The sequence below is a fragment of the Thalassoglobus sp. JC818 genome (assembly GCF_040717535.1).
Taxonomy (GTDB): Bacteria; Planctomycetota; Planctomycetia; order Planctomycetales; family Planctomycetaceae; genus Thalassoglobus.
The window spans coordinates 398293-423860 of sequence record NZ_JBFEFI010000004.1 but is presented as its reverse complement, the minus strand read 5'-3'; the positions used below and the strand labels follow the sequence as shown (position 1 = coordinate 423860).

Annotated in this window: 20 protein-coding genes and 1 tRNA gene; 11 read left to right on the top strand and 10 right to left on the bottom strand. The window is 51.9% G+C overall.

Translation table 11 applies throughout. The features are described 5' to 3' along the window. Window positions 1-243 precede the first annotated feature (243 nt). The 3 genes from AB1L42_RS12710 (at window position 244) to AB1L42_RS12700 (ending at window position 2381) form a co-directional block, all read left to right on the top strand. Window positions 244-1560 (top strand): anaerobic sulfatase maturase, encoded by a 1317-nt coding sequence (locus AB1L42_RS12710; RefSeq protein WP_367055770.1) that lies wholly within the window; start codon window positions 244-246, stop codon window positions 1558-1560. Between the two features lie 107 nt (window positions 1561-1667). Continuing rightward, window positions 1668-2114: a PGPGW domain-containing protein gene (locus tag AB1L42_RS12705; protein WP_367055767.1), complete on the top strand. Its 447-nt coding sequence runs from the start codon at window positions 1668-1670 to the stop codon at window positions 2112-2114. A gap of 185 nt (window positions 2115-2299) precedes the next feature. Next, window positions 2300-2381 (top strand) — tRNA-Leu (locus AB1L42_RS12700). 295 nt (window positions 2382-2676) lie between these two features. Here the strand turns inward: AB1L42_RS12700 and AB1L42_RS12695 are convergent. Continuing rightward, window positions 2677-5097 carry an arylsulfatase gene (locus AB1L42_RS12695; protein ID WP_367055764.1) on the bottom strand — a complete coding sequence of 807 codons (2421 nt, stop codon included), beginning with the start codon at window positions 5095-5097 and terminating at the stop codon, window positions 2677-2679. A gap of 782 nt (window positions 5098-5879) precedes the next feature. Here AB1L42_RS12695 and leuC point away from each other — a divergent pair. Both leuC and AB1L42_RS12685 read left to right on the top strand, forming a co-directional pair. After that, window positions 5880-7298, top strand: a complete 1419-nt coding sequence (leuC, locus tag AB1L42_RS12690; RefSeq protein ID WP_367055760.1) for a 3-isopropylmalate dehydratase large subunit — start codon at window positions 5880-5882, stop codon at window positions 7296-7298. A gap of 367 nt (window positions 7299-7665) precedes the next feature. Next, window positions 7666-8154 (top strand): carboxymuconolactone decarboxylase family protein, encoded by a 489-nt coding sequence (locus AB1L42_RS12685; protein WP_367055757.1) that lies wholly within the window; start codon window positions 7666-7668, stop codon window positions 8152-8154. Between the two features lie 99 nt (window positions 8155-8253). On the opposite strand, the gene AB1L42_RS12680 is transcribed toward AB1L42_RS12685, so the two are convergent. From AB1L42_RS12680 to AB1L42_RS12650, 7 genes are all read right to left on the bottom strand, one after another. After that, window positions 8254-9396 carry an ABC transporter permease gene (locus AB1L42_RS12680; RefSeq protein ID WP_367055754.1) on the bottom strand — a complete coding sequence of 381 codons (1143 nt, stop codon included), beginning with the start codon at window positions 9394-9396 and terminating at the stop codon, window positions 8254-8256. A gap of 163 nt (window positions 9397-9559) precedes the next feature. Beyond that, window positions 9560-10255 (bottom strand): ABC transporter ATP-binding protein, encoded by a 696-nt coding sequence (locus AB1L42_RS12675; protein WP_367055751.1) that lies wholly within the window; start codon window positions 10253-10255, stop codon window positions 9560-9562. Window positions 10256-10293: 38 nt separating this feature from the next. After that, window positions 10294-11847 (bottom strand): efflux RND transporter periplasmic adaptor subunit, encoded by a 1554-nt coding sequence (locus AB1L42_RS12670; RefSeq protein ID WP_367055748.1) that lies wholly within the window; start codon window positions 11845-11847, stop codon window positions 10294-10296. Between the two features lie 8 nt (window positions 11848-11855). Further along, window positions 11856-12440 carry a hypothetical protein gene (locus AB1L42_RS12665; RefSeq protein ID WP_367055745.1) on the bottom strand — a complete coding sequence of 195 codons (585 nt, stop codon included), beginning with the start codon at window positions 12438-12440 and terminating at the stop codon, window positions 11856-11858. Between the two features lie 75 nt (window positions 12441-12515). Continuing rightward, on the bottom strand, window positions 12516-13679 hold the full coding sequence (locus tag AB1L42_RS12660) for an ABC transporter permease (RefSeq protein WP_367055742.1): 1164 nt from the start codon (window positions 13677-13679) through the stop codon (window positions 12516-12518). A 240-nt stretch (window positions 13680-13919) separates the two neighbouring features. Further along, window positions 13920-14369, bottom strand: a complete 450-nt coding sequence (locus AB1L42_RS12655; protein WP_367055739.1) for a hypothetical protein — start codon at window positions 14367-14369, stop codon at window positions 13920-13922. Window positions 14370-14513: 144 nt separating this feature from the next. Next, window positions 14514-16304 carry an aryl-sulfate sulfotransferase gene (locus tag AB1L42_RS12650; protein ID WP_367055736.1) on the bottom strand — a complete coding sequence of 597 codons (1791 nt, stop codon included), beginning with the start codon at window positions 16302-16304 and terminating at the stop codon, window positions 14514-14516. Between the two features lie 410 nt (window positions 16305-16714). Here AB1L42_RS12650 and AB1L42_RS12645 point away from each other — a divergent pair, with 410 nt between their 5' ends. Next, window positions 16715-17833 (top strand): hypothetical protein, encoded by a 1119-nt coding sequence (locus tag AB1L42_RS12645; protein ID WP_367055733.1) that lies wholly within the window; start codon window positions 16715-16717, stop codon window positions 17831-17833. Window positions 17834-17930: 97 nt separating this feature from the next. Here AB1L42_RS12645 and AB1L42_RS12640 read toward each other — a convergent pair whose 3' ends face one another. Then, window positions 17931-19055 (bottom strand): prenyltransferase/squalene oxidase repeat-containing protein, encoded by a 1125-nt coding sequence (locus AB1L42_RS12640; protein WP_367055730.1) that lies wholly within the window; start codon window positions 19053-19055, stop codon window positions 17931-17933. A gap of 414 nt (window positions 19056-19469) precedes the next feature. Here AB1L42_RS12640 and AB1L42_RS12635 point away from each other — a divergent pair, with 414 nt between their 5' ends. Beyond that, window positions 19470-19970 (top strand): hypothetical protein, encoded by a 501-nt coding sequence (locus AB1L42_RS12635; protein WP_367055727.1) that lies wholly within the window; start codon window positions 19470-19472, stop codon window positions 19968-19970. Between the two features lie 118 nt (window positions 19971-20088). Here AB1L42_RS12635 and AB1L42_RS12630 read toward each other — a convergent pair whose 3' ends face one another. Next, the gene (locus AB1L42_RS12630) at window positions 20089-20391 is read right to left on the bottom strand and encodes a hypothetical protein (RefSeq protein WP_367055724.1); all 303 of its coding nucleotides are present in this window, start codon (window positions 20389-20391) and stop codon (window positions 20089-20091) included. Between the two features lie 182 nt (window positions 20392-20573). Between AB1L42_RS12630 and AB1L42_RS12625 the strand changes: the two genes are divergently transcribed. From AB1L42_RS12625 to AB1L42_RS12610, 4 genes are all read left to right on the top strand, one after another. Beyond that, the gene (locus AB1L42_RS12625) at window positions 20574-23300 is read left to right on the top strand and encodes a tetratricopeptide repeat protein (protein WP_367055721.1); all 2727 of its coding nucleotides are present in this window, start codon (window positions 20574-20576) and stop codon (window positions 23298-23300) included. A gap of 171 nt (window positions 23301-23471) precedes the next feature. Next, window positions 23472-23996, top strand: coding sequence for a hypothetical protein (locus tag AB1L42_RS12620; RefSeq protein ID WP_367055718.1), 525 nt, complete (start codon window positions 23472-23474; stop codon window positions 23994-23996). 397 nt (window positions 23997-24393) lie between these two features. Then, on the top strand, window positions 24394-24684 hold the full coding sequence (locus tag AB1L42_RS12615; RefSeq protein WP_367055715.1) for a hypothetical protein: 291 nt from the start codon (window positions 24394-24396) through the stop codon (window positions 24682-24684). 386 nt (window positions 24685-25070) lie between these two features. Continuing rightward, window positions 25071-25550, top strand: coding sequence for a T6SS immunity protein Tdi1 domain-containing protein (locus tag AB1L42_RS12610; protein WP_367055712.1), 480 nt, complete (start codon window positions 25071-25073; stop codon window positions 25548-25550). The last annotated feature ends 18 nt before the right edge of the window (window positions 25551-25568 follow it).

Here is a 25568-nt window from a genome sequence, read left to right as displayed (position 1 = left end):
GAAAGTTAGCTTCGAAACTTTGATTGCGACAAGACCGCTTCGCCGGCTCACTCGAGTCGACTTCTTGAGCTGACCATTTCAATTGCTGTGAGGGTGCAGATCGGAGAAGGGCCTGTTACGCTTTTCAGTTCCGAAAAAAGCATGCTTCTTGCCAAATTCATTCACACACATTGATCGACCTTGAATCACCCTGTCCCCAAAAAATCGCAGAACGTATTTTTTACAAAACAGATGTTGCACGTGATGGCGAAACCCATCGGGCCGATTTGCAACCTCGACTGTGAGTACTGCTATTACCTCCACAAAGAAGAGCTGTATCCCGGGACCGGCAGTTGGAGAATGACTCCGGAAACGCTCGAGACGTACATCGGGCAATACATCGACGCACAACCTGCCGACGCCGAAGAGATCACATTCGCGTGGCAGGGGGGAGAACCGACTCTGCTGGGGCTGGAGTTTTTCGAGCGAGTCGTCGCGATCCAAAAAAAGCTGGCACGACCGAGACAACGTGTCACGAATGCTCTGCAAACCAACGGGGTCTTACTCGATGAGAGCTGGGCAGAGTTCCTGAAGCGTCACGAATTTCTCGTTGGGATCTCCATCGATGGGCCTGCTTCGCTGCACGATCGCTATCGCTACGACAAGAAGGGGAAGGGGACCTTTCAGGCTGTCTTGAAAGCTTTGCAGCTGCTCAAACGATTTGAAATTGAGTTCAACGCACTCGTCGTGGTGAATCGGGAGAACAGCCAGCATGGAAGACGTGTCTACACGTATCTGAGAGACACCGGTGTCGAATTCATTCAGTTCATTCCGATCGTGGAGAAGCGTGGGGTTGGAGAACACCCGGAAGCGCCCGTCGCGGAATCTGTCGATCATCCGTGGGAGCATCTGGTCAGCTCACGCTCAGTCCTCCCGGAGGACTTCGGGAAATTTCTGACCGATGTGTTTGATGAATGGCTCAAGCGTGACGTCGGCAAAGTCTTCGTTCAGATCTTTGATCAGGCACTGGCAGCCTGGATGGGAATGGAGCCCAGCTTGTGTGTGTTCCGCAAACAATGCGGAAGAGCGTTAGCGATCGAACACAATGGAGACGTCTATTCCTGTGACCACTTTGTCGAGCCGGACTATCGACTCGGAAACATTCATGAGCTTCCGATACTTGAACTGGCGAATTCGCCTCAACAGGAAGACTTTGGAGTCGCTAAGGAATCGACACTTCCAACGTATTGCCGGGAGTGTGAGGTCCAGTTCGCATGCAACGGAGAGTGTCCGAAGAATCGGTTTATCGAAACGCCTTCCGGAGAGGCCGGCCTCAATTACCTGTGCGCTGGCTACCGGGCATTCTTCAATCACATCGATCCAGCAATGAAAGAAATGACTCGCCTGGTGAAGGCTGGCCGTCCGGCAGCGAGTATTATGCATAAGTCTCGTCGCTCGGATGAACAAGCATCGGCACCATCCCGTCGCACTGGAAGAGTTCCTCTGAAGTCCATCGGGCGAAATGATCCGTGCCCATGCGGATCGGGACGTAAATACAAGAAGTGTTGCGGAGCAAGGTAAGTGTTCCTATGAAATCACCGAACCGATTCGTATTCGTGACCAGTTGCTGACTCGGTCCTCACTCTTGTCTCAGATTCTCAACATCTGTCCGAAATAAGCGCCTCGACATGGACGAAATTGCGGAAGGATCACCCGACTCGAAGGCTGCCCATTTTCTCATCGCCTGGCTGCAGGATTGGGGAGGCTGGGTCGCTGGGATCTCGCTGTTGGTTTTCGTTTTGAGTCTTTGGGGCGTTTCGTGGCTGATTTTGAATCTTCCGACTGACTACTTTCTCCGCGAGCGACCACGATGGGGGCACGCGCATCCGGTTGTGCATATCGTTGTTCTGATTCTTCGAAACCTGATCGGCGGAATTCTGGTCATCTCCGGAGTGGCAATGCTTGTGTTACCGGGGCAGGGGATTCTGACGATCCTGCTGGGCATTTCGTTGATGAGTTTCCCGGGGAAGAAGCGGTTGACTGATTGGATTCTGAGACGAAAGAGCTTGCAGAAAACGATGAACTGGATTCGAAAATCTCGAGGGCGTCCACCCCTGCAATTCTCGGAGAAGTAACGCTTCATTGGTCGACCACAACCGGTAGTTCGCTTGAAACGTCGGCCTCGGACTTTGCTGGATGTTCCCCAAGTCTCGACGGATTGAACGTTTCCGCAAAGGGGGATGGAAAACGTGATTCGCTCCACTTGCATGCGCTCGCGAACTTCCCCATACTTCCGTGTGTCCAGTGATGAAACACGAACGCGAGAGTGGCGGAACTGGCAGACGCGCTGGATTTAGGTTCCAGTACCTTCGGGTGTGCAGGTTCGATTCCTGTCTCTCGCACTTTTCTTTTCGACCGTATTTCCGGAGTCGGGCTCCTTCGGAGGGTGTGCGTTCGTTGTGGCTTTGGGAACGCTTTTCTCGTCTCACCATCTCAATCAGTCGGTGGAGTTTTCGCCGCTTCCGATGGGTTCTTCGGGCATCGGACGAAAAAACTTCTAAGCGAGCGCTGAGTCAATTCCGTAACCTTCAAGCGTGAAGCGATCTGATCGTGTCAATGAAAAACGCCGCAAGCTTCAGGTGATGAAGCCTACGGCGTGAACTTTGTCGATCGAACTGATCAGTCTTTGAATCGCGTTCAGTCGTTCAGTTTCACGGTGACTTTGGAAATGTCTCCGGGGTAAGTGAACGGGACTTGATAGTCGTAGTCGTCGACGGGAGTCCGCGTGTCCGCTCCGATGTCGAAGGATTCGTCGATTGTCATCAGGCTTGGAATGGTGTTTGGAATCGTATGGGCGTCGACTTGTTTTCCGTCGACTTTCAATGTTCCAACTCCTCCCTTACCAAACCCTTCGCCGTCGTATTTGAAGTCAAATTCGAGCGTATGTTTACCGGGTGTCAGGGCTGCGCCTTCCCATCGGTATCGTTGAAGTGACAGCCGGTTGTAGGTGAAGACAGGTTTGCCTTCGAGCAGGTACAGGCCATAGCCGCCGAAGCGACCGCCGTCGGTGACGATCATTCCCGAAGCGCCATTGGGTGGGACGTCGATTTCAGCAGTGATGGTGTACGACTTGTTGAGAATGTTGGGGGCGTTCGGGTTAGGAAGTCCCGTCATTTTTGTTGTGTAGGTAAATTCGTTTCGCCCAGCTGTGTAACTCGGTCGAGGTGTGAGGATTCGAGGTAGGATCGAGTTATCGAGCGGGAAGACCTGATACTTTGTGCCTTCAACGAAGAAGAGTTCCGTCAACTCCTGAAGCTTTTCAGGTTCCTTTTCAGCGAGATCGTTGGACTGAGAGAAGTCTTCGTCGATGTTGTAAAGCTCCCAGGTGTAACCGTTCACGACAGGAGGAAACTCGCCGCCCAATCCCATCGCCCATGATGGTTGTGGTGGACGCGTACAGGCCATCCACCCTTCGTGGTAAATCGCCCGGTTTCCAAACATTTCGAAGTATTGGGTGTCGTGCGTCGTAGGAGCGTCGGCGTTCTTTTTGTCGAATGTGTAAGTCATGCTCACACCTTCAATTGGCTTTTGAGCAATTCCGTTCACCATGTCCGGAGCGGGAATTCCAGTGGCTTCCAGAATGGTCGGCACGACGTCGATAACGTGATGGAATTGATGTCGAATTCCACCTGCGTCTTTAATTCGGTCCGGCCACGCGACAACCATTCCTTGCCGTGTTCCTCCGAAGTAGGAAGCAACTTGCTTCGTCCACTTGAACGGAGTGTCGAATGCCCAAGACCAGGCAACTGACATGTGCGGGCCGGTCATTGGTCCACCCCACGCATCGTAGTACTCGAGTTGTTTCTCGACTGGCATATCGATTCCCTGAATCGCTGCCAGCTCGAATGGAGTTCCGACCGTTGAACCTTCCGCACTCGTCCCGTTGTCACCGGTGATGTAGATGATGAGGGTGTTGTCGAGCTTGCCCATGTCTTCGACTTGGTCGATGACTCGGCCGATCTCGTGGTCTGTATATGCTACGTATGCTGCGAATACTTCCGCCTGCCGCGCGAAGAGCTTCTTCTCGTCAGCGTTGAGCGTATCCCACTTCGCAAGCTTGGCTCCGTTGTATTCCTCTTGTCCGTCTGGCCATGCGGTGAGCTGAGTATTCTCGGGAATCACGCCCAGTTTCTTCTGGTTAGCGAAAATCTGCTCGCGAAGTTCGTTCCATCCCATGTCGAACTTCCCTTTGAACTTCTCAATCCACTCACGAGTCGGTTGGTGAGGAGCATGAGTTCCGCCGGGGACGTAATAGAGGAAGAAGGGTTTCTCCGGGGCAGCTGCATTGAGTTCATTCAGGTATCGAATGGCATCGTCTGCCATGCCGGTGATCAGGTTAAATCCAGGTTCTTCCTTCCAGGGGAAGATCTGCGTGTGATCCCGGAACAGCCACGGACGCCACTGGTCGGTCTCGCCGCCCATGAATCCGTAGAAGTAGTCGAACCCCATTCCGCTCGGCCATTGATCGAATGGTCCCGCGATGCTGTAAAGATAGTCTGGTGTGTTGTGATTCTTTCCGAACCAGGAGGTCGCGTAGCCGTTTTGTTTGAGGATCTCACCTATTGTGGCGTTATCGACACCGATGGTCGAATCGTAGCCCGGATAACCGGTCGCCATTTCCGAGATCACGCCGAAGCCGACGGAGTGGTGATTCCGTCCAGTGATGATTGCAGCGCGTGTGGGGGAACAGAGAGCGGTCGAGTGGAATTGCGTGTAACGCAGCCCCATGTTCGCAATGCGGTCCATTGTTGGTGTCGGAATGACTCCGCCGAATGTGCTGGAGACGCCGTAGCCAGCATCGTCAGTCATAATCAAAAGAACGTTGGGAGCACCCTTGGGCGGCACAATTTTGGGTGGCCAGTAGGGAGTCGAATCCTTCGCACTGAGCCCAATCTTTCCGCCGAATTTCTTAGCGGGGTTCGGAAGATAATTCCCGTCGACCGTAGTGGTCGCTTCCGGTGATCCGGGCTTAGGTGTTGTTTCCTGAGCCCTCGCGAAGTGTGTGGTTCCGACGCCTAGACAGACCAGCGTCGTGAGGACAGTGATGTGGTTCCTCATTCGTGCTCCTAAAGAAGTGTGAGATTTGCCAATTCAGCAGTACGAGCAGAGTCGAGTGTAATGCAGTCGGGGGCGATGTCTACTCACTTGCAAAGCTTGATCAGAGATTAACGGTTTGCTCACTTAAGTCCGAATTGGGACGACGGAACTACACGTTTCACGACTGCATCATCTGATGCTACCGCTTGACATCACGTCGTATGAACTCAACGCATTTCACGGCAACATTCATTCGATTGGACGTTGTGCAATCGATCGTTGGCCGGGCACCTGTCGAGCGTGCTGTGGAGTCTTTCGCGAGACGCGTTTCTTGTTGAGATTGAAAGTGTCGGTTGAGAGCGATGCCCGGCAAAAGGATTGGCATGACATCTGATCGTTCGGAGAATCACTTTTCTTCCTGAGGTCGAATGTGATTCGGGGAAAGGGTTTCAACCAAGCAGCGAGAAGCAACAAACGAACCGATGGCCAGACCGGAGTGTCAACCTGACGGCTCTTTGCAACTCCCAAGTCTCGGTTCTGAAGAGGATTGCGTCACCGCAGTCTTAGCGAAACTCTAGTTGGTCATGCGTTTGCCTCACACAACTCGATGTTCGAACGAAGTGAGGTCACTTTTCGCTGAAGAGTCGTTGTGAGGCTGATTTCGCGTCTGGTTGGCCGAGCTGTGGGGTGAATTCTCATTCCACCATCTGGAAATCGGATCGAATTCATCGTACAAAGTAGCATTCGAAGAATTTCTTGGGCAGGACGCATCTGCGCCGCCCGATGTGATTGGAAAGCAACTCATGAGTGACAGGAAGAATCTGTTCAACAAAGTCTGGGATCTGCACACCGTTGATACGTTGCCATCGGGGCAAACGCAGCTATTCATCGGGCTGCATCTCATTCACGAGGTGACGAGTCCGCAGGCTTTCGAAATGCTCCGCGAACGGAATCTTTCGGTTCTTGCCCCCGAACGGACCGTGGCGACTGTCGACCATATTGTCCCGACCGACATTCAGGCCCGACCGTTTCAGGATGGTTTGGCAGAGCAGATGATGTCCGCGATTGAAAAGAACTGTCAGGAGTTCGGAGTCACGCTGTTCGATATCAGCGATGAACGGCAGGGGATTGTTCATGCCGTCGGGCCAGAGCAGGGTCTCACCCAGCCAGGGATGACGATCGCTTGCGGTGACAGCCATACATCCACGCATGGAGCGTTCGGAACGATTGCATTCGGAATCGGAACATCCCAGGTGGCTCACGTTCTGGCAACTCAGACTCTTGCGATGAATCGCCCGAAAGTCCGGCGCGTTGTGGTCAACGGCGAACTGGCACCTGGTGTCTTCGCGAAAGATGTGATCCTGTACATCATTCGCAAGCTGGGCGTTAAAGGGGGAATCGGTTACGCGTATGAATTTGCGGGCGAAGTCTTCGATCGGATGACGATGGAAGAGCGGATGACCGTCTGCAACATGAGCATCGAAGGCGGAGCTCGTTGCGGTTATATCAATCCCGACTTGACGACGGTCGAGTATCTTCGAGGACGTCCACACGTTCCGGAAGGGGAAGCATTCGAACGAGCAGCGGAATGGTGGCTGAGTCTTGCCTCCGGGGAAGATGCCGAGTTTGACGACGTCGTCGAGTTCAATGCCGCAGACATCGAACCGACCGTGACTTGGGGAATTAATCCGGCTCAGTCTGTCGGGATCGGTGAGTCCATCGGCTTGGTGAGTGACTTTCCCGCTGAGGAACGAGACGGTGTCGAAGAAGCCCTCCGGTATATGGGCCTGGAAGCAGGTCAGTCGATGAAGGGTGTCAAAATTGACGTCGCTTTCATCGGATCGTGCACGAACGGCCGCATCTCAGACCTTCGTGAAGCTGCCGCCATCGCGCAGGGGAACAAAGTCGCTGCAGGAGTGAAAGCGCTCGTTGTTCCTGGCTCACAACAAATCCTGAAGCAGGCTGTCGCTGAAGGTCTGGACAAGATCTTCTCTGAAGCTGGTTTTGAGTGGAGAGCCGCTGGTTGCTCAATGTGCCTGGCGATGAATCCCGACAAGCTGCAGGGACGCGAGATGTGCGCATCGTCGTCGAATCGTAACTTTAAAGGTCGTCAGGGTTCACCCACCGGACGAACTCTGCTGATGAGCCCGTCCATGGTGGCAGCTGCTGCAATTCGTGGTGAAGTGACCGATGTTCGAGACTTTGCAGCTGTCGAAGTTTGAGACCGGTTCGTTCTCCTGCAGAGCGAACTATGACACGTAGCGATCAATCGCGTTGATCTACCCATGTGATTGGGCAAATCAACGCGGTTTTTTTGTGTTGAACCTCAGTGAATGTGAGAGATTGCAGAGTTTCTTCGGCGAAGTTGAAGCGTCGAACAGGTCGCAGATGACTTCCAAGTGGTCCCGTTGAATTGTTCGAGAGTGGATCTTTTACGGGACCATTTCGACGCGATAATCTCGATACCGCGAACACTTCGCGGAGCGGAACTTCACTCGTTGAGAGCAAGCACAAATACGGTTCTCGTGACCGACTGCGACGAGTGCATGGAATCCGCGAGAGTGGTTAACGATCCTCAAGGAGCAAGTCATGAGCGGCGAACGGATTAACTACTACAAGCATCTTGGTGAAGCTGTAGCACATCTTTCGAAAGTGGAATCCATTCTGGCGGACGGACAACTGAGTCCTGAATTGCTTGAACTGGTGAAGCTCAGAGTTTCGCAGATTAATGGTTGTTCATTTTGCGTGAACTACCACACACAGGTTTTGCGGTTGCTGGGGACGAGTCAGCTGCGGATCGACCTGGCTGTTGTTTGGGAAGAGTCCTCATGTTACTCGGATGAAGAACGGGCTGCGTTCAGGTGGGCTGAGGCGGTCACGCAAATTGCTGACACTCGCTTCATCAATGATCGAATCTTTGAAGAGGCACAGGGAGTCTTCGGTGATGCGACTCTCTGCGAACTCACGTTGGCAATCGGCATGATCAACATCTGGAACCGTATGGCCATCGCGTTCCATTCAGACCATGCGATGATCGATCAACTCCTCGCCAAAAAGCGGAGCGAAGTGAAGGTGTAGCGGCACTTCGTTTCTCGTACTTAATGACCGTCACTTTCGACGGAAGCCGTTGCATCGAGGGGCCACCTCGTGTGATGGCATAAGAGTCAAGGTTTCTGCTTAGGCATGGCGGAGTGCGGGAACGACTTCGGTGTGGGCTGCGTGCCAAGCCGGGGCGATTCCCGCAAGGATTCCGGTAATACTTGCGACGATCATGCCTTCCAAGGCGAGACGAAGTGAGGGAGTAAAGGCGATGGTGACTGCTTCGGCTCCGACAGATAAGCTGCTCAATGCCAACACGACCATCGCCGTCCCAATCCCAATCGCTCCTCCTGCAATACTGAGCAAAATGGATTCGGTCATGACGAGTCGAAAGATTCGGCCGCCGGTGAATCCGAGTGTTTGAAGAACGGCGTGTTCTCGAATGCGATCTTCAACAGACATAATTGTCGTCGTTGCAACAAGTGCCAGCACCAGACCGACACACGCATACCCGAGGTAGTGGGCAAAACTGATGAGCTGTGTGAGATCTCCGAGAGCTTTGGCTTGAAAGACCCCCTTTGGTCGGGTGTCTGTTTCGACTGGTCCTCCACGAAATTTCTCATCGATCGTTTTACAAGTTCCAGCTTGATCGACTCCTTCGTTAAGAAGCACTTCGATTTGAGTCACAGTCCCGACAAGGTTGGTCCCTTTGCTGCGCTGCAAGAAGTCGAGGTGTGAGTAGATATAATTCTCCTCAGCCGGATCATTGCTTTCGAAAATTCCGGCAACGTTGACGCTGAGATCCCCTATCGAGAATTTCTGGCCGACTTTGATTTCTCTGCGAGCAGCGACCGCGCTACCAACGACTGCGGCATCTTGATGGTTTTCAAATTCTGGCCAACTTCCCGAGAGGAGTTGAAAGTCACGAGCGGTGCGCAGCTTCGTCGGGGGAACGCCGTAAAACACAACAACGTCGAGACTCGCTCGGCAATTGTTGGTGAAGACCTGTACCGGAACAACATCTTTCACCCCACGAATGCGAGCAATTTCCTGGCTGTAGTCTTGGGGGAGATGACTAGTCGCTGGGCAAAACTTATTCGCCTGAAAAGTAATCAAAGATCCCTTAGCAGCTTGACGCTTCTGGAGATCATTCATCCCTTCCTGAATCGCCGCAACGAAGCAGAAGACAAACAAGGCGACTGCCGAACCGCTGACTGTCAACAAAGTGCGTGAACGATGTCTCCAGAGAGTCTTCAGAGTGTATGGGAGGAATTTCAGCATGTCGGTTCTTTCAGTTCAAATCTGCTTTAGCCTTCGGTTGAAGTTACGTCGTGCAGTGCAAAGTGCAGTTGATGAATTCTCTGTTCCGTGTGTCAATTTGTCGGTGAATCCCGGATCAGTCCGAAGCACAACTTGTTAGTTGTTCGAACGCTGTTTAGTGGATTCATATCGCAGCGTCTGCTCTCTCAGTTTGTATGAGATGTCCATGATCAAGGCGGAACTGTTTATCTGCGACCAAGGCAGCTTCAGTATCGTGCGTCACCATCAGGAGAGTGACATTTAGTTGCTCGTTGAGTCTCCTGAGTAGATCGAGGATCTGTCGCGAAGTGACGGGGTCAAGGTCCCCAGTCGGTTCGTCCGCGACGACAACTTTCGGGTGCGACACGATCGCGCGAGCAATTCCGACTCGCTGTTCCTGACCGCCAGAAAGTTGCCGCGGATAGTGGTCCGCCCGATCAAGCAGGTCGACGGCCTGGAGCGCGATCTCGATTCTCCGTTTTCGTTCGCTGGAAGAAATGGGGAGTAACATAAGCGGAAGTTCCACGTTTTCGTAAGCGGTGAGGACCGGAACGAGGTTGTGTGTTTGAAAGATATAGCCGAGGTTTTCCGCTCTCCATCTGGCCAACTTTGTTCGCGAGAGTGAAGTGATTTCGGTCCCATCGATGGTAATCCGACCGCTGTCTGGTTTGTCGATACTGGCAATCATGTTCAATAGGGTCGACTTCCCAGTGCCGCTGGAACCCATCAAAGAGATGAACTCTCCCTCTTCAATTTCGAGCGAAACGGAATCGAGTGGAGTGATCGACTCATCACCCTTTTTATATCGTTTCGTAACATCAATGATTTCGATTAGTGGCATTGGGAATGCCTCCTTTCGTAGCGACTTTTGTATTGCGTTTAGCGTCCCATTGATAAGTCTTCGTGCGTGATACGAATTCTCTCTCGATCGCGTAGATTGTCGGTTCCTGTCGTCAAAATACGACTGGTCGGGCTGAGGCCGGATTTAATTTCAACAAGTCCGTTGCCAGTCACTTTTCCGGTTTCGATCATCGTCTTGTGTGCCACTCCCTCTGATTGATCAGCAGTCCATACGTATGAGCCTGCTTCATCCTGCTCAATCAATTGTTGAGGCAGATAGAACTTAATCTCGGTGAGGCTGGCAAGTTTTTCGTTGTCAGTCGCTGGGGCGATGAATGTGACATCGACGAGCATTTCCGGTTTGAAAACTGCAGGTGGATTGGGAATGGCGACTTTGACCTGTAGTGTGTTCTTTTGAATGTCTGCCTCTGAACTGATAAACAGCACGTTTCCATGAATCGGGGCGGTGAGAGTCGGATTGTTGATCTCAACGGGTTGGTCGAGTTGGATTTTCGGGACATCTTCGAAGCGCACATCAACTCGAACTTGCAACATGTTTGGGTCGTACATTGTCACGACAGTGCTTGAGTCGTGCCCCGCGTTCTCACGAGAACTTCCGCCGATTCGAGTTCCGGGATGAGCGATCAGCCGGTAGATGCGCCCATCAATTGGAGCCCGGATCGTCATGCGATCAAGTTGAAGTTTGGCCTCAGCCATGGAGACTCGCGCTTGTTCAAGTCGGGCTTTGGCTGCACTGAGTCGAGCTTCCGATTCCTGTTTGGCTTTGGTCTCTTCGGTGAGAAGTTCCAATTGTTTGCGTAGAGCGTCTCTCCTCTTCTGGAGGGCGGATTGCTCTTGTTGAAGTGAGTCTCGACGGTGTTCCAGTTCGTCGACGAGCGCCTGAGCGGAGTCGAGTTTGCCTTTGGCGATGTCGATGTGAATTTCTGCGACGACATCGCTGGCCGAAGATTTTCCGAGGTGATCCTTGCGGGCAACTTCGAGGTCAACGAGAGCACGACGGAGTTCGAACGGCAGATTTCTGAGTTCTGTTTCGACTCGTGCCAGCATTGCCTCTGCTTCGCCGAGTGCTGCTTCCAGGTGAACCGGGTGATTGAAACGAGTAATCGCTGCTGTCAAAGCTGCTTGAGCATCAATGACTTCTGCTTCACGAAGTTGGAAGTCGGCAAGCGACCGTTCGTATTCAAGCTGAGAGTCGGCTTGAACCAGTTCCGCGATCACTTCACCTTTCGCCAAGAGTTGATCTTCGACGACAAGTAAGCGATCGACAACACCCGGTGCGAGTGCAGCCACACGCACCGGGGTTGGACGCGGTTCAATCCATCCGGCAGCTTTAAAGAGAGGAGTTCCTGCTTGTTGAACTTCGGAAGACATCGACAGAACGGGCATCACCGTCACTTCTCGCGGAGGGAGAATGAAGTCTCTTGAAGCCCAAAAGACGAGTGCAAGAAACCCAGAAATCAGACCGACCGGTAACACGTACCGCGTCACGATATTTCTACGGGCTCTGATCGAGCTTTTGGCTGGAGCTTCACGATCGATGGCCAGCTCTCGAAGATCTACAGCGGAACTCATCTCGTCACTCACTTCTTCACGTAAATTGATGATGCGAGAATCGTCAGGTTGCCGGCATCGTCGCGCTGGGCGTTGCCTTTCACGATCACTGACGTCAGTTCTCTGACGCCCAGAAGTTCGCGAGCATCTGTTTTGACTGGTTCTCCGTTGGCATCGACGACTTTTACCAGAGCAGTCGCCCCTTTCAGCTTGGGAGTTTCACAGCAGTAGTCCCAAGGCGTTGGGCAACTGTCACCAGGGATTTCGTTACACGACTCCAGCGAATCATCGACGACGGTAAACATCGCTCGACCATCGACAAACGGCTCGTGACTTCCTCCGATTTGACCAAACACGACGATCTCACTGTCTGCTTCGGTCGATTCTCTCGCTTCGATCACATTCAGAGCGTCGGCGGGTTCCTCGGTCAGAACATATTGTTCGCCAGCTTCCGATGGATTTACAGGAGCTTCAATCTTCGCTGGTCCATCTCCGTGATGATGTTCGTGGTCATGAGCTGTTGTAGATCCTGATTCCGTTCCCGGTTGCCCGGAGCAGCCAACAGAGAAAACAACGATGGCATAGCTTGTCAGGACGAAGAATTTGAGATTCATTTTTTTAATCCTTTTCAATTAGTTTGAGCTATTAAACAGTCTTGGAAATTAATTTGAGTTGCCGATCGATCATGTTTAAACAGCCTTCAATCCATCGACAACAGTCATTCGAAGTGCTTTCACAGCTGGCGGAATCGCACCCAGAAAACCAAGTGAGATTCCAACACCGCATCCGACAAGGATTGCAATGTTGTCGATGCGGAGCGTAAAGGCTCCCATCGTAAATCGTATGGAGGCATCATTGACGAACAGCAATGAGATCATGGCTGCCAGCAAACTTGCGGTTGCCGACAGAAGGACCCCTTCTTGAATCAAGCTGATTACAATCGCCCGTCGTGAAAATCCGATCGTTTGCAGGGCGGCTAGTTCCGGGATACGCCCCACGACTGATCCGTACATTGTGTTGAGGCCGGCAAACACTCCGGCTCCTGAAACGAGTACGACGACAAGCCATGCCAGCCAGCGAATCGGGCCGTAGTCCTTTTGCAGCGACGCGTAGTAGTCGATCTCTTTCATGGCCTGAAGTTCCAGATCCAGTCGTTCCTTACAGAAGACATCAAGGTCGGCAAAGTCACCATCGGGCATGATGGAGACAGCCACGATGCTTAGATCTTGCCGTTTCAATGCCTGCTGCATTTCATCGAGGCGACACCAGATTTCCGACTCGTAGGCGGCACCAGCTGCGGAAAAGATTCCACTGATGCGCCAGGATCTCCCTTCGAATTCCAAGGTTCGTCCCACAGAAACTTCTTCAGGAGTGACGCCCAGCTTGGTCGAGACCATGCTTCCAATCATGATTTCTCCGGTGTTCGGCCAGTCACCTTCTTCCAACTCAAGTTGCCGCCGGACAAGTCTTGCGGAGCGGTTCACTCCTCGCACAAGCCCCATGGAAGGGACTCGTTCTCCGACCTGAACTTCGGTTCCGAGAAAGAGTTCTGGAGAGACGTACTTCTGGCCGTAGCGCTCCTGGATTCCGGGAACGCTGGCGGGAATGAGATCGCTGGTCCTCATCGGAATCGACGAGTATTCCAGGTTTTCACCCATTCCTAAGGAGAAAACGATTGCAGTTTCCGGGTCACCGCTGACTGCTAGTGAACGTTCCATTCCACGAATGAAGCCAACAACGACCAGCACTAGGATGACCACCGTCGTCAGTCCAAGGAACGTTAGCGAAGTCCGCAGCGGACGTCGGAACAAGTTTCGGATTGCGTACTCCCACGGGAGCAAACGAAGCAACATTGCGAGAGATTCTCTGATGCAGACTGCGAGTCACGAACAGCGACTTCGCGGAGATCGAAGAGCGACGTCAGCATGGAGAGACGCTCAACCTGTGACTTAGCGCAGGCAGTTTTCTGAGCGATCACTACACGAGACGACGATTCACAGCGCAGCTGCGATGACTTCAAGACATTGACGACCGTCGAAGAGACGAGAATCACATGCGAGAAGCCAGAAATGGCTGCGCGAAGCAGAGAGTCCTTAGCAGATCAAGGACATAAAGAGTGTGCGCAGGCTTATGCCTCGATAGCAGTCTTTGTCTTCCGCAATTCTCAAGCGGAACTTGGGAGATTCGTAAGATGCTTGCGGAAGCACAACTGGTGAGAGAACGCAATCTGAAGCTGTATGGTGAGTCAATTCTTCAGAGTCAGACATCTTGTGGGGAACGGCACCACCGCAAATTCCCTGACACTCCGAGTCGTCTGCTGGTGGTTCCGGTTGCTCACTGTCGTCCGGTAACTTCTTATCGTTTCCGCAGCAGCAACTCTTCTCATTCTCAACACTGTCAGGAGTTGTATTCGTTGTGATTGATTTTGTGTTCGCTCCATCGATTGCGCAGCATTCCGCTGCCTGACAGCTTCCCAAGCTGCACGCAAGCGGGCAGATTAGAAGTGCCAAGGATAAAACGATGGAAACGAAGCGATGAGCCATTGAATCTTTCTCCGAAGAAAAGCGTATCTCGCCATTGGAACGCGATCAAGATCCAATTCTTCAGAATAACGAAGCGAACGAGTGCAACGACAGAAAACTCGACGATTGTTCTTTCTGTGTTTTGATAAGAGCTACTGAATCAGATCAGCGTGTCGCGTCAGGCGGGGCCTGGAAGTCTGGTTCGTCAATCGCTTCGTTTTCGATTCCATCGTCGATCATTTGGGGTTCAACTTTCAGATCGTAGAGATCATCGAGCCGAATGCTGCGATAGATTGACCAGCCCAGCGAACTCCCCATTCCGCTATCGCATTTGATTTCGAAGACTTTCTCGGACTTGTCTCCGTCTCTCGTCAATTCGAAAATGCGGGCCCATTGTCGTTCTCCGGGGACGACGCCATGCGGTGTTCCATCTTCAAGTTCAATGTGACCTCCATCGGTGACGAGGATGTTTCCGGTTTGGGGAAGCCAGTCTGCCTCACAATAAAATGGGCAGAAAAACTCATCGCCAGGCTCTCCTTCGTATTCCCAAAGCTGTTCAACAGTCCGGTTGTCTTCATCAATCTTGTATTCCACGACTCTGCTTTCATTGTGGATTGCTGACACCGGTTCGTTGTGTGGGACAGTTCGAAAGTTTCCGTTGTCGTAGAGTAAAACTGTTCCATGCGGTGTGAGTTGTGGGGCGTGATGGTGATACGGCCAACGCATGGACCCATCTGGAGTGAGAAGGTATTTCTGAAACTCCTCGCTCCAGCCGCGATGATCCCCGAAGATCCAGTCGATCTGTTTCGTCTTCCGGAAGACTTTGATCATGCAGTCCAAATGCCTGAATGACACGATCACTGCATCTTCTTCCGGCAGGTAAATCATGGCATTCGCGTGTGACCAGTCGTAAACCGGCTCTCCGACTTTCTCTTCGTACTTGTCTTTCCAAAACCCAGTCAACGCCATGTATCCATAACGTTTTGGATCCAGAAATTCTTTGACCGGAAGCCGCCAGACAATCTCTCCGGTGTCGGGCACAATCTCAACGAGTTCGTCAACCACTGCATAAGCCGGGAGCCAGGGAGCGTCAGGGTCTCTTTCGTTCGACGGGAATTCTTCGAAGTGTTCCAGGATTGTTGAGATCGTCAGAAAGTTGCCGTTGGGCATTTCAATGATTTCATGATGGACCGTATCCATGTCGACTGGAATCGAATTCTCGTTTGGCGGATCAGTGAGGCGAGACCCGTGCCACTGGCGAACGATATTGCCCAGTAAATCGACTTCCAGAAAAGCTCGATAGCTGGCGTGGATGTAGAGCAGATGCCCATTCGACAAGATTCGAACGTCCGCCGTGCGATGTCCGGATCTCAAATACCAGACCACTTCACCGGATGAGTCCAAAGCCATCAGGTAGCCGAACTGGTTCTCAGAGCGGTCGTTGATCCAGATGTTCGGGCAGAAGAGTGTGACACCGGGTTCCATCTTCTCTGGCTCAGAGATGAGCACTTCGAGTGGTGGAAAAGATTTCGGTAACTTCGGAGTGTCAAAAGTCATTGGTTCGCTCGTTTGTTCTTTTCCCGTTTTAGGATCACGAATGGCCACGCGAATCTTGTGAGTCCGATTCGGACGCATTCCGAGGGCTGCGATGACGTGATCTGTTCCAAGTGGGCCGACATCTTTCTTGGTCCACGTTCGCTCTCCGTCATCGAAAATCAAGCTGGGGATGACCGGCTTGGTTGATTCGAATCGAACCAGGGCGACCAGCGGGGCGCGAGTGATTGGATTCGGCTCAATCGTCGGAGCGTTTGAGAATAACGAGTCGGACTGCGACTCAGCGGAAACATTTTCCGCCATCGAGAGGCGTGCTTCTGTGGCTGAAAACGCAAAGAGAATCAGGGCCGACAGGAAAACTCGCACACGTTCACCGCTTGCGGTGTGGAATGATTCAGCCATTGGTCGTGCATCTGAAAAAGAATGACATATCGAAGAAAACCAAAGCGTAACATGTTGTCTTCAAAGTTTCAGCGAAACACAAGTCGCGCCCTCATGAGCGTGATCGTTGCTGCGTGTTCAAGTCTCATTTTTTGAGATGACCGACAATTTCGCATTGGCGTGTGCTCAAAAACCGCCGTTTCGACGAGTTGAACAGACTTCAGCAAACTTCGGTGATCCACTCGTCCAATGTAACAATTGCAAAGAATCGAAACCCTTCGGCAGAATTGTCCGTTCATCTTGACCCTATTCGGGGAATTGCCGTAAAAAACCACCCCCACGACATGAGGCAGATTGCTCCCCGGATCGCCTCGCCACTCTCCATTCGGAAACCTCCTCTCTCAATCTCTTTAATGATCAGGAACATTCACATGTTCGCAACACGCACACTTTCAGGAGCAGCTTTGCTGTGTCTTGTGGCTGGATTCAGCACAACCGCAAACGCTCAATTCTTCGGTCCCAACTACTGCTGCACTCCGTACATGCCTCAGCAGGTCATGGCGGCGCCGATGGCCTACGCACCGACAATTCAAACGGCGTCGGTCAGTGACTGCCCGTGCATGAAGCCAGTCACGAGCACTGTCTACAAAGATGTCGATGTCGTCGAATATCGAACTGTCGAAAAGCAGGCACAAGTCCCGAAAGTTGTCACCGTGATGGAAGATCGCGAAGTGGTGACCTACCAGACAATCAACGAAACAAAAACTGTCGACGTCCCGACTTACATCAATCAGACGGTGACCGAAGTGCAGCCGATGACCCAGAACAACAGCTACTGGCGGACAACATGGCAGCCTGTGCCGAAGATGTCTCCTTGCCTCTACGATGGTCGTCCAGGTTTGGTCGGAGAACTGAATCGCCTTGGGTACGCATTCCGGAACACGATGACTCCTAACGCAGTTGCTCGCCGCGAGTACATCCCGAACGTCGTGACCTATAATGTTCCTGTTCAACGTGTCGTTCAGGTTCCGACAACTCGCCAGGTCACCTACAACGTCGCGAAAGTGATTCCTGTCACTACAACTCAAAAAGTCGCTGTTCAAAAGACCGTCTGGGAACCAACGACTTACACTGCTTACGAGCCTTACACGACCAAGAAACGCGTCGCTGTCGGAACTCAAACTCGAATGGTCTACGTCGACCCAACCGGCGGAACCACAGCAAGATCCAACGAACCAACCCCAGCGACAGCAGGCGGAAACGACAACTCTCAGTCAGCGAATCGTGACAAAGGAACTTTGAATCTTAACTCGGTTCCAACTGGAAGTGAGATTCCTCTTCAGTCTCCAGTTTACCGCAAGTCGCCTGAGCCAACTCCTTCACAGCAAGAACTGGAACCAACACCAAGCGGTGGACCAGTGGCCACTCAGCCTGAAGGGACTCCTTCGGTGATTCAGGTTGCTGGCTGGCAAACTTCTCGAGCCACACAGAAGGCAAGTCCAGAAACTCCACCATCACTGATCGTTCCAACACTTGTTGCAAAGCAGTAGCCGATCGATCGACAAAGAGCACGCCAAAACGAAACAGGCACTGGAATTAATCCAGTGCCTGTTTTTCTTTTTGAATCGCTCAGCAAACGCTCAGTCTCTAGTTGGAAGTCGGCTCACAGTATTTGAGAGCCATGAGCGAATAACCTGTGACCAGGTTGGGATCTCCCTCGTACCAGCGATCTGTCGGATTGACCCAGCTTCCATTCTCTTTCTGAATCGAGAAGAGGTGTTCGGCCAGTTCCTTCCGCCAGTCATGCCGAGTCGAGTCAGCTTCTTCGAACTCGTTCACGTTCAGGACAGCGAGAGTCTTCGCGAATGTGTGGTAGTAGTAGAAGAGTCCCTGCTGTCCCATCCCAGGATTTTCTTCAAGCGTATAGAAGTCGCGAATCCAGTTCCGGGCAGCTTGGACACGCTCATCATCTTGAGCGACACCCGCGTAAATCATGCTCTTCAAACCTGCATAAGTCATGCTGGCGTAAGACCGCAGTCCGCCATCCGGAGTTGTCCCAGCCTGTGAAGATCCACCCGCAGCAGGCGTGTAGTAGAAACCGCCGTCGTTGACTTTCGCAGCGAATTCCGTGGTGTTGTGTTCACTTTCGAGATTCTGGCAGCGTGAGATAAAGATCAGTGCGTTCTTCATCGCAGGATCGTCGTCAGCGACTCCGGCAGTCTTCAAAGCTTCCACAAAGAAGGTCGTGTTCGACAAATCAGGCCGTTGGTGACGTCCATAGCCCGCTCCGCCAAACGAAGTGTGAGTCGTCGAGCCGGTTTCTTCGTCATCCCATTGGAGCTTCTTCAGAAACTTGACAGCTTCGGCAATTCTCTCGTCGTACCGACCGTCTGTGTTGGCTGAATCGAACGCCAGCAGTGCAATGGAGGTTTCATAGTTTCTGTGGGTGGAATCGACATCATAGATTCCGCCGTCAGGCTTGATGTGACTCTCAAGGTGCTTCAGAGCCAATGCCACAACTTCGTCGTCGGCGGTCAATCCGCTCTGCATTAACGAGTGAGCGACCAGCCCCGTAATCCCTGGAGCATGTGGCGACGTCCAGCTTCCGTCGCTGCCTTGGGAGATCGAAAGGAATTCGATTCCCTTTTGTCGCGACTCCTGCAGTTGATCAAGATCCGGGCCGACCGCAAAAACTGCTGTCGCTGTGAACACGAACAAGGCACATGACAGCCAGCTGGTTGCTGTAATGCCGGGAAATCTTCGTCCTGTCATTGAATGATCCTTCTGACACGTAGGTCCTGAAGTGCATCGCGTGCGTGAGACGTCACGTCTCAAGCGGGTGCGAAATTGTAAGAATGACATTCTACCGGCTGAAATGGTGAGATCCAAATCATCGAAGCAGCCCAACTGCATAGACGTGCATCCATCTCCACAGACGAAGAGGCTTCGGTTTGACCGACCATCAGCCCTCACTCTTCAAACGGCAGGTCGAAGTGCTGCAGAGTCTGCCGCGCGACACCTCCCAAACGAGAATGGTCTTGCGGCGTTTCTTGAATTCAACGAGAGTTCTGACCTGTCCATCCTATCTACACCGAGTCGCGAACGGTGCATCGAATTCTTCCCCTCCTACTTCTGTTGCTTATTGTTGGAAATGGATGTGCTTCAGCACCCTTCCACGGAGGGGACGTGCGCGGACAGCAGCCGATTGGCGGAGCGATTTACGTTGCGACAACCAACGATGAAGTTGTTTGGGAACGCGCGATTGACGTGCTTCACGAATTCAACTTCGAGATCGAACGCGAAAACCGTCTGGCGAAAGTGATTCGCACCGCACCGAAAGTCGGAGCCAGCATCTTCGAACCGTGGCACAAGGACGCCGTCGGTTTTGAGAATCGGATCGAAGGCACCCTGCAGTCCGTCCGCAGAATCGTCGAAGTCAGCTTTCAACTCGACGACCAGGGCCGTGGCTACGTCGTCAGCGTCGCAGCTTACAAAGAAATCGAAGACCTTCCTGGCGTCGCAGCCAACTCCCCCGGAGCTGCCACCTTCCAGGAAAGCTTACCACTCTCAGTCGACCTCGACCCCGTCGTCGGACAAACATCCCCCTCTCTCTGGATCCCCGTCGGCCGCGACCCCCTGCTGGAACAATCCCTCCTAGCCAAACTCCGCGCCGCTTATTCTTACTAAGCAGTGCTCACGGCTCCGAAGCACTCGCTTGTTTTCGTTGATTTTCATCGACCCTGAGCTGCGGAACTTTCGAATTCGGTCGTTGGTCGATAGTTGAACACCTCGCTACTGACGGTATTCATCTTTTATGACGGACCATCTGAGCGGGAGTGTCGAAAACTTCCCATTCGTCTTCGTGGATGGTGAATTCAAAACTTGCCTGAGTCATCGCCTGCTCGATTGAATCGTGATACGTGTCAGTGATCTTTAAGCCGGTTTTGTCACAATAGAACAAGTAAAACCCCGCGTCGTTTTCGTATTGAACGATACGCAGCTCAGCTGGAACTGGCAGGAATTCTCCACCACCGAAGTGTCGAGTGTTTCCGGTCGGTCGATTGGCAAGTGTCAATTGAATACGTCGAAGGTGTTTTGGATCGTTCATGCTGCTTAACTCTAGCAAATTCGGGGAGATAGTCGTCAGTAGGACTCTGCAGAACTTGCCCATCAATCGCGACTTGGTACGACGTTTCCCGAGCGATAGAAGCACTTCCTAAGACAACAACTGAGTGAAACGCTACACTGGATTGCCTACAACTGATAGAAAAGTCTTTGTAAGGGCGGTTGATGTACAGCAATGTTTCCAGCCTATTCATGAAGTATGCAGGGGCTGCGGCGACCTTTGCAGCCTTGTCACCTCTGGTTGTCCCGGCTTCTGGGGCACTGGGCTTTTACGCTCTGCTTGCAGTTGGCCTCGGAGTTTTCCCGGCAGTTGAATTCTTCCAGGAATGGGCACAGGGGAAGAAGATTGGCGAGATCCGTGATTACCTTCACAAGAGCATTCTCCCGAAGATCGCCGGTGCCGAAATTGCTGTGGAAGACTTGGCGGCGCGGTATCCAGATGCAATTGCTGAGATGCCTGAGGACGACGCGCGAAAACCATTCGCAGTGTTGCTGAATTTGATGTCCCGCAACTGGGACGATCAAGCCGCTTTTGCACAAGCTTTCGCTGACTACCAAGAAGAGTGGAAGTCGTCGATTGAGGAAAGTCAAGCTTGGCAGGAGCAGCTTTCAAACTGGTTGCTATTGCATCAGGAAACTCTGGTTCGCGAGTTGGATTTTACGCGTGATGACATCTCTGATCTCTCAGTCGCTGTGCACCAACTTCATCAAGAACTCTTTGATGAACTTCGCGATTTGCGTCCGCAACCTCCTCTCATCTTAGCAGAGGAAGTGTACAACCCTGAGGAGCATCAACAGAAATTGGCGCGATTCGTCTTCACGCATCGACGTGTTCCCCACATCGGTCGAGCGACCGAACAAAAAGCACTGAACGACTTCTTAATGAGCGGAACCGATCGATGTCGTTGGTGGATGTTGACCGCTCCCGGTGGCGTGGGAAAGTCACGACTGGCACTGGAGACAGTTTTGTATGCCAAGTCACGAGGCTGGCTCGCCGGGTTTCTAAAAGATCTCGGGAAGAATGATGGCAGCTACAACGATTGGGAAGGTTGGAAACCGGATCGACCAACGTTAATTGTGGTCGATTATGTTGCTCGCCGCGCCGAAGAAACCGCAACGATCCTGAAAGACCTCATTCCTCGCAGTCGCCATTTTGATCATCCTGTGCGCGTGCTGCTCCTCGAACGTAAACATTCTGATCAAGACCCCTGGTGGCAGGATAACTTTGCTTCGCTGGAAGATTATCTGTACGAACCTCCTCGAGAGTTGACTCGCCTCAACGACGATCAACTCTGGACGATCTTCTCGCAGATTTTCGATGAGTTCGAGATCGCTCATCCAGACCGTCGAACCACTCTTAAGACGTTCAAACAAATCGATCCTGAATGCCGTCCCTTGTTAGCAGTGCTCTTTGCAGAGACCTTGATCGACAATCCACAATTCGCCCAAAAATGGAATGTCAGTGATCTCATCAAGGCCATTCTGAATCGGGAAGTGCAACAATGGAAGAAGCACCGAATCGATGAAGCACACGTCAACATGCTGGTACTGGCAACGATGTCCGGCGATGTATCGCGAACCGAGGCCGATGAATTGGCACAAGGAGGCTTAAACCTGCCAACACGCGTAAGCTTCGATGAAGAGCAGATTCACTTACTTACTGGTTTGGGGGGAGCACATGGAAATGATGCGATGGTCCCGCTCGAACCTGACCTTCTGGGCGAACTGTTCGTCCTGGAACGCCTGGCTGGCAGGTTTTCTGTCCAACACCCGAATCAGGGAATTATCACCGAAGAAACCACCGCACTACTCGACGCTGCATGGAGCCGCAATGAACGGAAGATCGGCGACTTCATGGCTCGCACTCTAAGCACCTTTCCCAACCATCAGCAAATTGAGCAGTTTGAGTCACCAAGAGAATCCTCTTACTGGATAAAAGCGATCGCCGCTGCGTTTGGCAATGTGATCAATCCAGAGAATCAAACATCCACCAATCGGTGGGAGGCTCTGTTGCAGGCGCATCCCAGACGAGATGCGTTAGCGATGGCGCTCATTCTTCGAGGCGCAACGCACTATAATTTTGAAAATTTCCAGGCAGCAAGCGAAGATTATACGCGAGTGATCGAGATGGAAGGGGCGCCTGTGCTTCAGGTCGCACTGGCCTATTCTCACTTGGGAACTATACATGGCAGATTGGGAGACCAGAAGGCAGCCATTGAGCATTTTACTAGAGCCATTGAGATGGAGGGGGTACCTGTCATTCTGCTCGTCGAAACCTATTCCAACCGAAGTTATTCGCACGAACTCCTGGGAGACTTACAAGCAGCCATTGAAGATTACTCGCAAGTGATTGATTTGGAGGACGCATCTCATGATCAGGTCGCACAGGCCCGTCTCAACCGAGGTGATGCGCATGGTGAATCAGGAGATTTACAGGCAGCCATTAAGGATTTCACTTGTGTGATTGAGATGGAGCAGGCATCTCTGGATCACGTCACAAAGGCCTATGTCGACCGAGGTGTTGCGTACTTTCAGTTGGGAGACTTACAGGCTGCCATTGAAAATTACTCGCAGGTGATTGAGATGGAAGAGTCACCTTTGGCTAATGCCGTAGTTGCGTATTTTTACCGAGGTATTGCGCGTAGTGAATTGGGAGACTCGCAGGCCGCTATTGAGGATTTCACTTGGGTGATTAAAAGCGAGCAGGGAGATGTGGATCGGCTCTCGGAAGCTTACTATCGCCGCGCTTCCATTCAAGCTGCAATGGGAAGAAGGGAAGAGGCATGTCGTGATCTAAAGAGTGTCATGGAGATTGCAATTGAAACTGAAAATGATCATGTGAGACGCTATGCCGAGCAAGAACTGGAGCGGTTGGGATGCGAGTGTGAGTAGCTGATTTCGTTCTTTGAATGCTGAATAGAATTCCCTGCAATTGGCTTCTCCGAAACTTCCTTGAATTGACCCGAGGAAGAATGTGGTGTTCGACGAACATTCCGTCGCTACTCGGCTATTCATCGTTTCCGCTTCATTAAATTACAAGAACCCCATTGAAGGAGATTAGCGATGACAATGGGTTCTCCCTATCCAGAAGGCTATCCCGAGAAGTTCGAGCCTGTTTCGCTACTGCTCAAGGTTCAATATCAGGTTATTCCGTGGCTGCGTCAGCGTGCCATTGAGTCCGGCATGCGAACCAAGAAGAAACAGGCACGTTTAAAGTGGCTGGACGATGCGGATGGCTGGCTGAACACAGTGATTATGCACATTGAGACACAGCCACTTTTTGCTGTCAAAATTCTCGATCAGAATTTTGTTCAAACCGGATCGTCACCAGGTTCAAAACAGAGCATCTCATATCGACATCGTGGTCAACCATGGCTGGATGTCATCAGGTACATTCTGAAAGAGCTGTTAACTGATCTTTCCACAATCCAACCTGCTCCGAAAGACCACAGGAAGTGGAGGTCTCTGATCGAAACTCTTCTTGCTGGTTTCCCAGCTCGCCCCATTGAATGGCGCCAAGGAGAAGATCTCATATGGATCAAAGAAGAAGGCAGGTATGAAGTCAGAGAGAAAAATGAAGACAAATGAAGAAGGGTCCCCCACGCTTCATCTAGATGGTTGCTCAGGCAAGAATTTCACAACCCCGCACTCACTGTCAGCGACGACCTATTCAGACGCTTTCAGTTGACTGCTGAGATCCATCAAATACAGCCATCAGTGTTCAATTCGGTGAGAATGGGCTGTCGAATTCAAGGTAGTAGGAACCATTTTGCTTACTGCTCTGGCAACAAACGCGTTCGACGAATGGACCAAACGCAGATGTGTTTCGTACACTGAGAGTATGGGTGGTTGTTGAAGAGTACGCGGATGAGAGTTCTTCCCACTCATGCGGCATATCATTTTCGTACAGATTTGTCTGTCCTTTAGCAACTCCGTGATGGAGTGTGCAATTAGATAGAAATCGGCTCGCCAGAAGGGAATTGCTATGGAAAAACCTGAACATCAGAACAAGAACCACGTAGTTCGTGCAACGGGGGTCGTCCGAATCGTCAAACAAGTTGGGAGTTTGCAGCGTGAGCATTCGGTCGCCTGCATTGAAAGAACCTGCAGCAGTTGCGGCGAAACTGTCACCCTTACTCTCGACCAAGCTGGCAAGATTCCTCCCGATCAAACGGACTGTCCAGAGTGCTTTCGCAAGCTGATCAAAGAGGGTTTCGACGAGCTACAGCGGCAAGGAATTATACTGTCGACGATCTCTCAGAATTCCGTCGAATGAGATGACTTTGTGAGGACAGCACACCTCCTGCCAGGTGGCAATAAGGTTGCCATTTCTGTGGTGAGCCCAATCCACAGCAACGACTTTGCCACTTCCAACAACAACAGATTCTTTCCTGACAACCCGCTCATTATGAGGTTGTGGTGCATAGGCATCTAACATTTCAAAGTGTTTTCAATAGAGCATTTTCGGTTCATTCTTGAAGTGAACCCTACGAGGTCATCGTGGAAGTGAGAGTGGGTGCGGAAGTTGATCCTTCCACGAATTGATGTCCACTTGGTGCTGGAAAGGTCAAAGTGCTATAAAGTTCAGATCATCTGGGGGCTGCGTGATTGTTGCGGTCGTCGGTTAAAGAAGCAGTATTTCAAATTTGCTCTGAGGAATTCATGCCCATCACGATGAACGATTTGACGATCAGCCCTAAAGGCGTCGACATGGAAACACTGCTCTCGGAGTGGGAGTGGGCGATGCCTGAGCCACTGCGGCCGGTCTTGTTGACGGCCATGGGCGATGTGTTTGCTCAAGGTGAATCGGGTGAGGTCTATTTTCTCGACATGATTGATGGGGCGATTCGTTCTGTGGCAGTGGATGGCGAGTCGTTTCAGTCGCTGTTGCGAGACAAACAGTTTGTGACCGACCACTTCTTTCCGTCGCGGATTGTTCAGTTTCGAAATGAAGGAATGACATTGGAACCCGGACAAGTCTACAGCCACAAACAGCTACTCGTCCTGGGCGGAGCCGATGACATCGACAATGTCGAAACGACCGATGCCGCTGTCCACATCAGCATTCACGGTCAAGTGCACCGACAGGTGAAAGATCTTCCTGACGGGGCACCAATTTCTGACATCAAGATCGATTTCTGACATCACAATTGACCACTC

What these genes read in the sequence shown, in the direction of transcription:
- AB1L42_RS12710 (WP_367055770.1), top strand. Translation starts at nt 244, where the DNA reads ATGGCGAAACCCATCGGGCCGATTTGCAACCTCGACTGTGAGTACTGC.
- AB1L42_RS12705 (WP_367055767.1), top strand. Translation starts at nt 1,668, where the DNA reads ATGGACGAAATTGCGGAAGGATCACCCGACTCGAAGGCTGCCCATTTT.
- AB1L42_RS12695 (WP_367055764.1), bottom strand. Translation starts at nt 5,097, where the DNA reads ATGAGGAACCACATCACTGTCCTCACGACGCTGGTCTGTCTAGGCGTC.
- leuC (WP_367055760.1), top strand. Translation starts at nt 5,880, where the DNA reads ATGAGTGACAGGAAGAATCTGTTCAACAAAGTCTGGGATCTGCACACC.
- AB1L42_RS12685 (WP_367055757.1), top strand. Translation starts at nt 7,666, where the DNA reads ATGAGCGGCGAACGGATTAACTACTACAAGCATCTTGGTGAAGCTGTA.
- AB1L42_RS12680 (WP_367055754.1), bottom strand. Translation starts at nt 9,396, where the DNA reads ATGCTGAAATTCCTCCCATACACTCTGAAGACTCTCTGGAGACATCGT.
- AB1L42_RS12675 (WP_367055751.1), bottom strand. Translation starts at nt 10,255, where the DNA reads ATGCCACTAATCGAAATCATTGATGTTACGAAACGATATAAAAAGGGT.
- AB1L42_RS12670 (WP_367055748.1), bottom strand. Translation starts at nt 11,847, where the DNA reads ATGAGTTCCGCTGTAGATCTTCGAGAGCTGGCCATCGATCGTGAAGCT.
- AB1L42_RS12665 (WP_367055745.1), bottom strand. Translation starts at nt 12,440, where the DNA reads ATGAATCTCAAATTCTTCGTCCTGACAAGCTATGCCATCGTTGTTTTC.
- AB1L42_RS12660 (WP_367055742.1), bottom strand. Translation starts at nt 13,679, where the DNA reads ATGTTGCTTCGTTTGCTCCCGTGGGAGTACGCAATCCGAAACTTGTTC.
- AB1L42_RS12655 (WP_367055739.1), bottom strand. Translation starts at nt 14,369, where the DNA reads ATGGCTCATCGCTTCGTTTCCATCGTTTTATCCTTGGCACTTCTAATC.
- AB1L42_RS12650 (WP_367055736.1), bottom strand. Translation starts at nt 16,304, where the DNA reads ATGGCTGAATCATTCCACACCGCAAGCGGTGAACGTGTGCGAGTTTTC.
- AB1L42_RS12645 (WP_367055733.1), top strand. Translation starts at nt 16,715, where the DNA reads ATGTTCGCAACACGCACACTTTCAGGAGCAGCTTTGCTGTGTCTTGTG.
- AB1L42_RS12640 (WP_367055730.1), bottom strand. Translation starts at nt 19,055, where the DNA reads ATGACAGGACGAAGATTTCCCGGCATTACAGCAACCAGCTGGCTGTCA.
- AB1L42_RS12630 (WP_367055724.1), bottom strand. Translation starts at nt 20,391, where the DNA reads ATGAACGATCCAAAACACCTTCGACGTATTCAATTGACACTTGCCAAT.
- AB1L42_RS12625 (WP_367055721.1), top strand. Translation starts at nt 20,574, where the DNA reads ATGTACAGCAATGTTTCCAGCCTATTCATGAAGTATGCAGGGGCTGCG.
- AB1L42_RS12620 (WP_367055718.1), top strand. Translation starts at nt 23,472, where the DNA reads ATGACAATGGGTTCTCCCTATCCAGAAGGCTATCCCGAGAAGTTCGAG.
- AB1L42_RS12615 (WP_367055715.1), top strand. Translation starts at nt 24,394, where the DNA reads ATGGAAAAACCTGAACATCAGAACAAGAACCACGTAGTTCGTGCAACG.
- AB1L42_RS12610 (WP_367055712.1), top strand. Translation starts at nt 25,071, where the DNA reads ATGCCCATCACGATGAACGATTTGACGATCAGCCCTAAAGGCGTCGAC.